This is a genomic window from Pseudomonas sp. G11 (genome assembly GCF_029457515.1).
GTDB lineage: Bacteria > Pseudomonadota > Gammaproteobacteria > Pseudomonadales > Pseudomonadaceae > Aquipseudomonas > Aquipseudomonas gorinensis.
This window is the reverse complement of sequence record NZ_CP120377.1, coordinates 3,428,446-3,441,205: the sequence shown is the minus strand read 5'-3', so window position 1 is coordinate 3,441,205 and position 12,760 is coordinate 3,428,446. Positions and strand designations below refer to the sequence as shown.

Below are 12,760 nucleotides of genomic sequence, written 5' to 3'. Positions count from 1 at the left end.
CAGGTAAACTCCCCTCCTTTTCATCTTCTCCGCGGAGTTCGCCTTGCGTCTGTTCCACACCTCCGACTGGCACCTTGGGCAAAACCTGCACGGCCAGGAACGCGACTTCGAACATGCCTGTTTCCTTGAGTGGCTGCTGCGCCAGCTCCATACCCACCAACCTGACGTGCTGTTGATCGCCGGCGACATCTTCGACACGGTCAACCCGCCGCTCAAGGCCCAGGAGCGTCTGTACGACTTCATCATCAGCGCCCACGAACAAAACCCCGACCTCACCATAGTAATGATCGCCGGCAACCACGACTCCGGCTCGCGGATCGAACTGCCCGCCCCGTTGATGCGGCGCTTGCACACCCATGCCCTGGGCCGCGTGCTATGGCTGGACGACGGCCAACTGGACGCCGAACGCCTGCTGATTCCCCTGCCGAATGCCAAGGGCAAGGTTGCCGCGTGGTGCCTGGCGCTGCCGTTCCTGCGCCCGGCGGAAGTCACCGGGGCGCACCTGGGCGACGACTACCTGCACGGCATCGGCCAGGTCCATGAATGGCTGATCGCCGCCGCCAACGCCAAACGCAAAAAAGGCCAGGCGCTGATTGCCATCAGCCATGCGCACATGGCCGGCGGCTCGGTGTCGGAAGACTCCGAGCGCAGCCTGATCATCGGCAATGCCGAGGCGCTGCCGGCCAAACTGTTCGATAAAAGTGTCGGCTATGTCGCCCTCGGCCATTTGCACAAGCCGCAAAAGGTGAATGGCGAAGAGCGCATTCGCTACAGCGGCTCGCCGATTCCACTGTCGTTTTCCGAAATTGGCTACAAGCACCAGATTCTCGACGTGACGTTCCAGGGCGAACGACTGGTCAGCGTCGAGCCGCTCCTGATCCCGCGTTCGGTCAACCTGCAACGCCTGGAAGCGGCGCCCCTGGCCGACATCCTCAAGCAACTGGCCGAGCTGCCCGACATCGACCTGTTGGCCGAAACCCAGCGCCATCCCTGGCTGGAGGTGCGGGTACGCCTGGACGAGCCGCAACCCGACCTGCGCCAGCAAATCGAAACCGCCCTGCAAGGCAAGGCCGTGCGCCTGGTGCGCATCGCTGCCGAATACGCCGGCAAACGCGGCAGCGACGACACGGACGATCAACACCTGATCGAACTCGACCAGCTCACTCCCCAGGAGCTGTTCAGTCGCGCCTGGCAGGACAGCTACGGCAGTGAAGTGGATGAACAGACCTTGAAGGATTTCGCCGTGCTGCTCCAGGAAGTACAACAGGAGGGCGAACAGCCATGAAGATCCTCGCCATCCGCCTGAAAAACCTCGCCTCCCTGGCCGGCCCGTTCGAGATCGACTTTACCGCCGAGCCCCTGGCCAGCGCCGGGCTGTTCGCCATCACCGGGCCAACCGGCGCCGGTAAAAGTACCCTGCTCGATGCCCTGTGCCTGGCGCTGTTCGGCGCGGTGCCGCGCCTGGGCGATACCGGCCAGGCCAAGATGCCCGACGCTGATACCGATATCTCCATCGGTGACCCGCGTACCCTGATCCGTCGCGGCACCGGCGGCGGTTATGCCGAGGTGGACTTCGTCGGCGTCAACGGCCGTCGCTACCGCGCGCGCTGGGAAGCCAACCGCGCACGTGACAAAGCCAGCGGCAAGCTGCAAAACAGCCGGCAAAGCCTGATCGACCTGGACAGCGACCAACTGCTGGCCAGCCAGAAAACCGAATACAAGACCCAGCTGGAACTGGCCCTGGGCCTGAATTTCGAGCAATTCACCCGCGCGGTGTTGCTGGCGCAAAGCGAGTTCAGTGCGTTCCTCAAGGCCAACGACAACGAGCGCAGCGAGCTGCTGGAAAAACTCACCGACACCGCGCTCTACACCCAGTTGGGCCGTCGGGCCTTCGACAAGGCCAAGGACGCCAAGGACGCGCACAAGCAGCTGCAAGACCAGGCCACTGGCGTGGTGCCCCTGGCGCCTGAAGCCCGCGCCGAACTCGACCAGCAACTGGCCGACGCGCAGCAACAGCTCAAAACCCAACAAAACCAGCTCAAACAGCTGGAATTGCAGCACACCTGGCTCAAGGAACTGCGCGAATGGCAGGAGCGCCAGAGCAGTGCCACCGAGCAGCTCCAGCGTGCGCAAGCGGAGTGGGACAACCAGGCCACGCAGCGCCAGGACCTGAGCCGCCTCGATCAACTGGCACCGCAACGCCATCAGTTTGCGCGCAGGGCAGAACTCCTCACCTTGCTGGCGCCGCTGGCCGCGCAGATTCAGGCGCACATCGAGCAACAGGCCGAGTTGCATACCCGCCAGGCCCAGGCCCAACAACAGCAGATATCGGCCCAGGCGGCACTGGCCGAAGCCCTCAAGGCCCAGGGCGACGCCGTGCCGTTGCTGCGCCAGGCCTTTGAAGCACAAAGCACCCTCGCCCACTTGACCAGAGACCTGGCCAAGCGCACCGAGGACAAACAGCAACACGAAACCGCCTGCGCCGAAGGCCAGGCGCTGCTCAAGGGCTTGCAGGACAAGCACACCCACGTTGCCGAGCGCTTGCAACGCCTGGCCGCCGAACTTGAACGCAGCAGCGCCCTCGCCCCGCTCAGCGAGGCCTGGGGCGCCTACCGCGACCGCCTGCAACAGCTGATGCTGATCGGTAATCGCCTGAAGAAAGGCCAGTCCGAACTGCCGCAACTGGAACAGCGCGCCACGACCGCCGCGGAAAAGTTCGCCCAACAACGTGACGCGCTCGACCTGCTGTACCAAGAAGCCGGTGCCGAGCCGCACGCCGTGGCCGAGCAGATCCAATTGCTGGCCAGCCTGCTGCAAGACAATCGCAAGCAGCAACGCGCCTTCGAAGACCTGACTCGCCTGTGGGACAGCCAACAACAGCTGGACCAGCAAGCCGCAGCCCTGACGCAAAAACTCGCAGACGCCCAGCAGCAGCGCGAACAACTGAACCAGACCGGCCTGCAAACCAAGGCCGAACTGGCCGTCGCCGAACAAACCCTGACGGTGACCAAGCAACTGCTGGAACGCCAGCGCCTGGCGCGCAGTGCCAGCGTCGAGGAATTGCGCGAGCAATTGCAGGACGGCCAGCCCTGCCCGGTGTGCGGCAGCCATGAGCATCCGTATCACCAGCCCGAGGCCCTGCTGCAAAGCCTGGGTCGCCATGATGAAAGCGAAGAGGCCACGGCGCAGAAAGCCGTCGACACCCTCAAGGAAAAACTCACCGAGCTACGTGGCGAAGTGGGCGGCCTGATCGCCCAGCAAAAAGAATTCCTGCAACAACAGGAACACCTGGCAACCCAACAGCACGCGCTCCAGCCCAGCCTGGACGCGCACCCACTGGCGGCCTCGCTGTTCAATCAGGACGAAGCCAAACGCAGCCATTGGTTGGCCCAGCAACTCAGCCAACTGACCCAAAGCATCACCCAGGACGAACAACGCCAGGGCGCCCTGCTCAACCTGCAGCAAAACGCCGGGCGCTTGCAGCAACAACTGCAAGCCGCCCAGGACGCGAGCCAGCAGGCACGCCAATTGCTGGTCGACCAGCAGCGCGAGCTGTCCAACGACCGCGAGCGCCTCGACGAAGAACTCAACGCCTTCGCCAGCCTGCTGCCCGCCGACACCCTGGAAGGCTTGCGCAGCGACCCGGCCGCGACCTTCATGCAATTGGACCAGCAGGTCAGCCAGCGCCTTGAGCAGCTTGGTCATCAACATGACGAGCTGGCCGAGCAGCAGGAACGCCAGCGGGCCATCGAGAAAGAACACACGCACCAGCAGCATCGCCAACAGCAGCTCGACGTCTTGCATCAGCAGGTCACCGAGTTGAGCGAGCAACAGCTGGCCGCCCAGGCCACGCTCACCGCGCTGCTGGGCGAGCACACCAGCGCCGAACACTGGCAGCAGCAGCTGGAACAGGTGGTGGTGCAGTCACGCCAGAGCGAGGCCGACGCCAACCAGCAGTTGCAGGACATCCGCAACCAACTGATCCAACTGGCCGCCGACCTCAAGGCCCAGCAGGAGCGCCAGCAATCCTTCGAAGCCGAACAGCACACCCTCGATGCCCGCACCCACGAATGGCGCGCCCTGCACCCCGAACTGGATGACCACGGCCTGGCCCGCCTGCTGGCGTTCGACGACAAGCAGGTCAGCGAGCTGCGCCAGCAGGTGCAACACAGCGAAAAAGCCGTCGAACAAGCCAAGGTTTTGCTGCAAGAGCGCGAGCAACGCCTGGCCGAACACCTGGCCTTGCACAACGGCAACCTGGAAGCCGAAGCGCTCGACAGCGCCCTGGCCGCCCTCAACCAGCAATTGGCCGAGGGCGAAAAACAGTGCGCCGAGTTGCGTGCGCGCCAAGCCGACGACCAACGTCGCCAGGACGCCAACCACGCCCTGGCCGAGCAAATCGCCAGAGCCTATGACGAGTGGCAACGCTGGGCGCGCCTGAATGCGCTGATCGGCTCGGCCACCGGTGACACGTTCCGCAAGATCGCCCAGGCCTATAACCTCGACTTGCTCGTGCACCATGCCAACGTGCAATTGCGCCAGCTGGTGCGCCGCTACCGCCTCAAACGCGGTGGCAGCATGCTCGGGCTACTGGTGATGGACACCGAAATGGGCGACGAACTGCGCTCGGTGCATTCGCTGTCCGGCGGCGAGACATTCCTGGTGTCGCTGGCACTGGCATTGGGCCTGGCGTCGATGGCGTCGAGTACGTTGAAGATCGAATCGCTGTTTATCGACGAAGGCTTCGGCAGCCTCGACCCTGAGTCGCTGCAACTGGCGATGGACGCCCTGGACGGCTTGCAGGCCCAGGGCCGCAAGGTGGCGGTGATCTCCCACGTGCAGGAAATGCACGAACGCATCCCGGTGCAGATCCAGGTCAAGCGCCAGGGCAACGGCCTGAGCACCCTGGAGGTCAAGTGAGCGAAGCGCTGCTGTATTCATTCCGGCGCTGCCCGTATGCGATGCGCGCGCGCCTGGCCTTGGGTTATTCCGGCGTGCCCGTACGCATCATCGAAGTCAGCCTGAAAGCCAAGCCCGCTGAAATGCTGGCACTGTCCCCAAAAGGCACGGTGCCAGTGTTGAGTGTGGACGCTCAGGTGATCGATGAAAGCCTGGCGATCATGCAATGGGCGTTGGCGCAGCACGACCCGGAGGACTGGTTGCTGCAGGGTGATCCTGCGGTGCTGGCACTGATTGCCGAGAACGATCAGGTATTCAAGCATCACTTGAATCGATACAAGTACGCCGAGCGCTACCCGGAGCAACCGATGGAAGCGCATCGGGCCGAGGGCGAAATGTTCTTGCAGAAACTGGAGGGGTTGCTGGCGCATCGCGCCTATTTGCTCGCAGACCATCCGAGCCTGGCGGACATGGCCTTGCTGCCGTTTGTACGGCAATTTGCGCATGTCGATCGAGAATGGTTTGCCGGCACCCCCTACAGCGGGTTGCAGCGCTGGTTGGACACGCTCCTGCAATCGCCGCTGTTTATCGGGGTGATGGCGAAGGCTTAGCCTTCCACCAAGTTCAATAATCGCTCACGGGCGATCTCCGGCTCGTTGTCCACCAGCTGCACGGAGGACAGGATCGGGGCGGAATAGAGGAACAGGATTACTGCTGCCAGTCGGAGTGCCATGCTGTCGATTCCAGGAAGAAAGGAGTCAATATTTCAGCGTCAAATTTAAACACATGTCATTGTGCCATTACCTCTATTTTTTTCCTCCCGACGCACAAACGCCAAACCACTCGAACGCAAGTGGCTACGTTCCAGTGGTTTGGCGTCTGCTTGTGTGCAGGGTCAATCAGCGCTCACTGCTGGGTTTTGTGATCCAGGGCGGCATAGAAGTTGGCGCTTTGTTGCAGGTATTTCTGGGTGTAGGCGCTGGTGCTGGATTTTTTGCCGGTCAGTTCCACACTGGCGGCCGCTGGCAGGGCCACTGTGGCGGAAACGGCGGAAGCGGCGATGATCGAGAAGAGATTGAAGTTCATGTCGGTAACCCTTGTGTTCGTTTGGTTGAGTGGCCGGGGAAGGCCTTGGAACCAAACTTACGCCCGAGGGCTGAGCCTTAGAAATGCTTTGAAACAGTAGCCGCTATTAATCGAATTAATACAAAGGGTCAGGCCCCGCGGTGCGGGGCCTGTGGCTTATTGACGCACCAGGAACTTGAGGTCGCTGGGGGCATCGATCGGCAATTTCTGCACGGTTTTACCCAGCAGGCCGGTCTTGGGGTCGCGTTCAACCACCACGATTTCATTGCTTTTCTGGTTGGCGATCAGCAGGAACCTGCCGCTCGGGTCCAGGCTGAACTCACGCGGGTGGTCGCCTTCCACGGAGCGGCGCTGCAATTCCTTGAGGTGCGCGGTGGTCGGGTCGATGCTGAACACCAGCACCTGATTGGCCGTCCCCCGGTTGCTCACGTACAGGAACTTGCCGTCGCTGGACGCGTGCAGCGCGGCACCCGCTTTGTCCGACACCGGTTGCCCGGCGGCGAAATCCACCAGTTGGGTCTGGGTGAGCTTACCGTCGTTGTAATCGAATACCGCGACCTGGGCGCTCATCTCGGTGGTCAGCCAGGCGTGCTTGCCGTCCGCGCTGAACAGCAAGTGTCGCGGGCCGCTGCCGGGTGGCAGTGGCACCGACGCAGGGGTCGCCGGGGTCAATGGCAGTTCGTGGTTGGCCCTGGGGTCATAGTGGTAGGCAAACACCTTGTCGGCGCCCAGGTCCTGGACAAACACATATTTGCCATCCGGCGATGACACCACCGAATGCACATGGTTGGAGGCCTGGCGCTCGGGGTTCACACGGCTGGCCGGGTGCCCGCTCAGTTGCACCGGTGCCGACAGCTTGCCGCCCGCGTCGACCGGCAGGATCGCCAGGCTGCCGCCCGGATCTTCGAGGACCGAATAGTTGGCGACGAACAGGTAGCGGCCATCCACGGCGACGCTGGAATGCGTTGGTTCGTTGCCCAGGCTCTGCACCTGGTTGATCAGGGTCAGTTGATGGCTCTGCGGGTCGATGCTGTAGCTGCTGACGCGGCCAACCGGGTCTTTCTGGCCAGGACCGTTCTCGTTGACCACAAACAGGTGCTTCTGGTCTTTGGAGAGCGTCAGCCACGACGGGTTGGCGGCCTTCGCGGCCAGCACCGGCTTGCCATTGAACTGGCCAGTACGGGTATCGAATTGCAGGCGGTAGATCCCTTCGCTGCTGCCCGCCGTGTAGCTGCCCACCAGCAGTTCATAGGTGTCGGCGGGCGCGGCCTGCACCGACATCGCACCGACACTGCCCGCCATCAGCAGGGGCCAGAATTTACGCATCATCATCCGCTTCATCCTCATCGTTATTGTTGCCGGTGACCGCGCTCATGCAGACCAGGCGGTACTCGCCGGAGTCACCGATCAGGGTCCAGCTTTGCAAGGTCTCATCGAAGGTGGCGGTCTCCACCTGTTGCCGGCTGAAGCTCCAGCGTTTTTCCGCACGCCCGTCCATGGCGATGATCTGCAATGTCTCATCATTGAGCGTGAAGTCGAAGGCGTGCAGCCCGTCGATTTCAAGCATGTCGCTGGTGGCTAGGACGTCGGGCAGTTTTTCGGCAGTCATGGCAGGTCAATCATCTACGGGAAAACGCCAATGATAGCCCAGGGGCCCCAGGACGGTGCCGGTTTCGCTACCGGGTGCGTTACAAATACGTCGAAACAGACGCCTCTGCCCCGCACCGCTCAAGGCGTGGGCCCGAGTTCCCGGGGCACCTGGAAACAGTTCATAACGCATTGCCGAAGCTGGGCGTGCAACGGGCGGGTATTTTTCCCAGCCTGTTTTTGTCTCCCCCAGCCAAGGAAGTGCCTGTATGCAATCGGTCAGAAACACCCCCCGCCTGTTCACGTTTTCGTTGCCGATCGAACCTGAGCCATCGGCCAGCCGTCAACCTGCTACACCGGCGCCCGAGCCCGCGACACCCACAAGAACCGCCCGCTTATTCTCCCCAGGGCGGGGCAAAGTGCCCCTGAGCCTGCAAGGCAAGCTCGCAGCCGCTCATCCAGCCCCCACACCGCCCGACACGCCCGCCAAGGTGGTGGCCAACCAGTTCGCCACGCGCCCGACCGTGCGCTCAGTGGTCGCCAAACTGCTCGACGACGCGCTGAAAATCGACAGCGCCAACACCGCTCTGGCCGGTTCCTCGCCAGACCGGCCGACACCCCTGCTGGACCTTGCCCTTGAGCATCTGGCCAGCGGCGCCGAGCTGGACTTTTCCGGCCCGCGCCAGTGGGTCAAGTCCGACACCGGCAGCCCTGCCCCACTGGACAGCCATTCGCTCGACCTGGCGCTCCGCAGCCTGCGCCCCAACCTCAAGCCTGCCTACGCCGAAGCGTTGAGCCAGTACTGGGGCCAGCCGGCCTTTGGCGCCACCAGCCACTGGCTGTGGCTCAGCGATACATTGAAAAACACCCTGCGCATCGCCGGCCTCCAGCAACCCGGCCTGGACCCGCAGCAACGCGAAACCCTCGACCAGATCAGCCGCTACCCCGATGCTGGCGAACGCAACACCCTGTACGGTGCGGGCGCCGCCAAGGTATTCAGGGTGGACGCGACCCTGACGCATCAAGGCACTGCGTCTACGGTGAGCAGCCCAGACCTTTTGATCACACGCCAGGTGGGCGAACGCACCCTGGTGCTGCACGCGACGGCCCAGGGCGTTGTCACGCCTTATACCTCCCTGGAAGCCTTCGCCACAGCCTGGGAGCGTCAACTCAGCGCAACGTTCACGTTCGATCACCTGACCTGGAAACGCACCGAGTCGGATGGCACCGTGTTCGATACCCAGGCCGCCATCATGCTCGATCAACAGTTGCAGAACCTGGACGCGATACAGCTGCCGGCCAAAACCAGTGTGACCAACCTGGAGCAGGTCTTTACCCAGGCCAGCGACACCTCGCACTGGTTCAGTGACACGGCGTCGACGGCGCGGCTTGAGCAGATGCAACGCAAGATGCCGCCATGGCTGACCCAGGCCAGCGACGCCGACAGTTTCACCTACCAACGCCAGACCCTTGCGCTGGCCAGCAGTGTGCAGCGCCACCAGGGGCGCACCTTCCTCACCGACATCCCCGACCTGCGCACCTATGCCGAGCAACAGCTCGACGCACATTTGGCGCCCAAGGGCTATACCGCCAAAGACTTGGAGATCACGTTCAACGTGCCGGTCGGCGACCTCGGCAGCGGTTATATCGAACCGATCAAGATGAACCTGGTGGACATGGCCCTGGAAAATCTTGCCGGCCTGCCCAAGGGCGCCATGGAGATTCGCCTGCGCGGGCAACGGGTGAACGACGTGCAGATGCCGCAGAGGCTCAAGGACCTGATCAGCAGCGTCGATATCGGCCAACACTATCCGACCCTGCTCAATCAGCAACTGCTCAGTGATACCGAGCAGGCGCGGCAGCGTAGCGCCTTGTTTACCGAGCAGGTGCCTGTGCAACTGGCCCTGCAGGCCCTGGAACTCAAGCTCAAGGGCGAAGCCGGTGTAACCGACGGGGGTTACCGGCTGGTCGAAGCGGTGACGCGGCCCGGCAGCGGCCCGCGTACAGTCGACGGGCAGCCCGTCACCGTCCGGCCGCTGGCCTTCCTGCACAAACCCGGAGCGACGCCGGACGTGGTCGCCAATATGTTCCTGCTCGAGCCCAAGGACCCGGCACGCGGCCCGCACTTGCTGTATCGCCCGCTGCTGGCACCGCCCTTGCTGGAGTTTGCCAGCCGTGACGCTCTGCTGGCTGCGGTCCAGGCACCTGGCCCGCTGCAACACAGCATCCTGGCCTGGCTGCCCGACGACAACACCCGTGCGATCTACGCCAACGATGGTTTCAAGACCCCGCACATTGCGCACTACAGCCTGTTCAACGAATTCGATGCACCCGACACGCCCGCGCCGACGGCGTTGGCCGTCGACGGCTATGCCGCGGCCGAGGCACTGGACAAGGCGTTGCTCGACGGCCAGCTGATGCAACACCTGTTCAGTACCAATGCGCGAAGCCTGGTCACGCTCGCCGAGGGCCAGTCCGTCTCCGACGCCCAGAGCCGCTGGGCGTCCCATAAAGAACTGGGCTGGTTGTTGTTCAACACACTGCTCCCGGTGCTACGCGGCCCAGGCGCCATGGCGGGCTGGTTGGTACAACTGGCCAGCGTTGAAAACGATATCAAGCAAGCCAGCGACCCCAGTCACCCCGACCCGGCACAAGCGCTGGTCGACCTGCTGGTAAATGTCAGCACCTTACTGAGCCACACACACCCGGCGCCGGAGCGGCCGGTAGGTCACCTGCCATTTGCGCAGCGACCGGACGTGTCGATTGCCTTGCGCCGTGCCGCCGGGGAACCCTCGTCGGCACCGGCAGTGGTCACGCAGGACACCACAATGACAGGCGATGGCCTTGCCGATAGTCACCACCCCTTCGACTTTGCTTTTTCCAGCCCGCGTCAACTGAGCCCCGCCCAACGCGCATTGATCGATTCGTTCAGCGTGCCCGGCCCATCCACGCCGGTGCCCCCCATCAGCCGTGGCGAGACCGAGGGCCTGTACCTCATTGACAACAAATTGCACGCACGTATTGAAAACCGCTGGTTCCGCGTGGCGAGGGACCTGGACGGCGTCTTCGTGATCGATGAACAGGACAAGGCCCGTACCGGCCCGCCGCTGACACGCGATGCCCAGCGGCTATGGCAGTTCGATATACGTCCCAAGCTCAAGGGCGGCATGCCCAAGTCCAGTGCGAGGATGAAAGCCACGCTGGAGCGCAACAACGCACTGAGCGAGGCGAAACTCGCAACGTACGTGAACGAAGTGTTCCGCATGAAGCCTGCGGTGAGTGCCATGGAAACCGCAGGCAAGCGTGTCAAGGAAACCCAAGAGGCCCTTCAAACGTCGGACAAAACCCTCAAGACCCTATGGGGCCTGGCAAACCACGGTGAGCGCAAAGCTGACTTTACCGCGCGTTACCAGCAGGAACGCATGAAGAACCAGGGCCTGGACGCCTTGTTACGCCTTCGCCTGGAGGACTACCAAAAAAGCGTCGACACCCTGATCGCCCACCGCAAGCATGCGATTCAGGTGCTCACCGCCGAGACCCCGGCCCAGGACTTCAACGTCTTCAAGGAAAAGCGCGCCGAAGAATACCAGGCGATCGCTGAAACACTGCGCGCCAATACTACCGACTACCTGTACGTCGGCGATGAGCTCTCGCACGCCATCAGCGGCGAACCGTTGACCAGCCTGATCGAGCGCACCCGCAACAATGAACCGGGTGCCTACGCGGAGTTCATCGACAGCCTGGCCCACCGGGTTGAGCGCCTGACACGGTTGATCAAGGCCAACGAGGCGTATAACCAGGCACTCGATGAGTGGAAAAACGATTCGCCCGCGAGCAAGAAACAGGCCGAAGCCTTTATCAAGGCTACGCGCCAGCCACCGGCCGGCCAGCCATTCAACGCCAACCTGGAACGCCTCAGCGCGTTGCGCGAATTGAGCATCGACCGCAGCGTCGACACACAGTCTCCCGAGGTTGCCTTCTTCCTGGCGCGCTTCAACCGGGCAGACCTCAATAGCGTGGCGACCTCCCATATCGAACTGCAACAGCACGAAGGCTATACCACTGATGAACGTATCGCGGTCCTCAGCCACCTGATCGATCAATACCGGGCCGAATTGAGCAACACCCAGGCACTCCAGGACGTCGACCCCGTCAGCGTGCGGCCGGTGTACGGCAAGTTGTTCGTCGACTACCTGCAAGGGGTGATCGACCAGGCCCAAGCCGAGTTGGCCGATCTGATCCGCGAAGAGCAACACCTGCCGCCCGTGGCGGTGGCGCGCCAGGAACGGCCGCGCAAGTCGAACAACAAAAGGGTATTCAAGACCCGTGACAAGCAGACCCTGGTCGGCACCTTGAGGGCTGCGCAAGCCGGGCAGGACACTCCGATCATCGATGTCCTCGACAGCCGCAACGGTCAGGCGTTGACCAGTTACAGCTGGCACCCGGCCGAGGGCGAGTGGGTGCAGATCGTGCGGGCCGAACCGATAAAACCGGCGCCCGTGCCCTCGCCTAAACCGTTATCCGCCTTGATCGGCAATGCTCGCAAGCTGATGGACGAGCAGGCCGGCATCGAGCGCTCGATCCAGTTCCAGAAAAAGAAACTCGATGACCCGACGCGCCGAGAGTCGGTCAACCCCAGCGACTGGAGCGACATGCTCGAAGCCCAGGCCCAACGCCTGGAACAAGTTGCGCAGGAAGCCCAGGCCGGCCATGGCGCCCGCAGCGAAACCGCGGCGTGGGTGCAGCAATGGCAGGACGCAGCCAAGGAGATGCGCCGGCGTGCCATTGCCCATCGCTGTGACGGCTACCTGCGCCAGGCCCCCCGCGCACAAAACGTCGAGTACCTGTGGACACATGGACGCGTCGATATCGGCCTGGTCAACCGTGGCAAAAAACTCAAGGGCGGTGACTTCCTTACCGAATATGCCGTGCGCGAGAAAAATGGGCCCAAGGTGCTCTGGTATGCGCACTTCCATTACCCCACCCCCACCACGCCACGCGCCGACCACAGCGCGGCGCACCTGAAGATCCCGGAACAGCGCTTCCTGACGCAACAAGACCTCATCAACCAGGCCGGCCAGGACAACAAACGCATCGAGAGCATCGTGCGCAGCCAGATAAAAGCCCCACTGGATGAAAAACTGTTCCTGAAGCTCTAACCCAACCGCCCCAAGGAGCCGGTTTGCCC

The 12,760-nt window shown here is 62.9% G+C and carries 8 protein-coding genes; 4 read left to right on the top strand and 4 right to left on the bottom strand.

Annotated features, from left to right (window positions below; genetic code table 11):
- Positions 1–43: 43 nt before the first annotated feature.
- From P2T68_RS15800 to P2T68_RS15790, 3 genes are read left to right on the top strand one after another with little or no spacing between them, the layout of a single operon-like run.
- Positions 44–1,285: an exonuclease SbcCD subunit D C-terminal domain-containing protein gene (locus P2T68_RS15800; protein ID WP_069076315.1), complete on the top strand. Its 1,242-nt coding sequence runs from the start codon at positions 44–46 to the stop codon at positions 1,283–1,285.
- Complete coding sequence (locus P2T68_RS15795; RefSeq protein ID WP_069076316.1) at positions 1,282–4,920, top strand: AAA family ATPase; 3,639 nt, start codon at positions 1,282–1,284, stop codon at positions 4,918–4,920. Before P2T68_RS15800 ends, P2T68_RS15795 begins: the two co-directional genes overlap by 4 nt.
- Positions 4,917–5,510 (top strand): glutathione S-transferase, encoded by a 594-nt coding sequence (locus P2T68_RS15790; RefSeq protein ID WP_069076317.1) that lies wholly within the window; start codon positions 4,917–4,919, stop codon positions 5,508–5,510. The genes P2T68_RS15795 and P2T68_RS15790 overlap by 4 nt, the downstream gene beginning before the upstream one ends.
- Here P2T68_RS15790 and P2T68_RS15785 read toward each other — a convergent pair.
- From P2T68_RS15785 to P2T68_RS15770, 4 genes are all read right to left on the bottom strand, one after another.
- Positions 5,507–5,632, bottom strand: coding sequence for a hypothetical protein (locus P2T68_RS15785; protein WP_024075917.1), 126 nt, complete (start codon positions 5,630–5,632; stop codon positions 5,507–5,509). The two genes, P2T68_RS15790 and P2T68_RS15785, sit on opposite strands and share 4 nt — an antisense overlap.
- Positions 5,633–5,805: 173 nt before the next feature.
- Positions 5,806–5,985 (bottom strand): hypothetical protein, encoded by a 180-nt coding sequence (locus P2T68_RS15780; RefSeq protein ID WP_024075918.1) that lies wholly within the window; start codon positions 5,983–5,985, stop codon positions 5,806–5,808.
- Positions 5,986–6,141: 156 nt separating this feature from the next.
- Positions 6,142–7,317, bottom strand: a complete 1,176-nt coding sequence (locus tag P2T68_RS15775) for a lactonase family protein (protein WP_277379566.1) — start codon at positions 7,315–7,317, stop codon at positions 6,142–6,144.
- Positions 7,304–7,594 carry a DUF5629 family protein gene (locus tag P2T68_RS15770; protein ID WP_168233609.1) on the bottom strand — a complete coding sequence of 97 codons (291 nt, stop codon included), beginning with the start codon at positions 7,592–7,594 and terminating at the stop codon, positions 7,304–7,306. Before P2T68_RS15770 ends, P2T68_RS15775 begins: the two co-directional genes overlap by 14 nt.
- Positions 7,595–7,841: 247 nt before the next feature.
- On the opposite strand from P2T68_RS15770, the gene P2T68_RS15765 reads away from it, so the two are divergent.
- The gene (locus tag P2T68_RS15765) at positions 7,842–12,731 is read left to right on the top strand and encodes a hypothetical protein (RefSeq protein ID WP_277379565.1); all 4,890 of its coding nucleotides are present in this window, start codon (positions 7,842–7,844) and stop codon (positions 12,729–12,731) included.
- Positions 12,732–12,760: the final 29 nt, after the last annotated feature.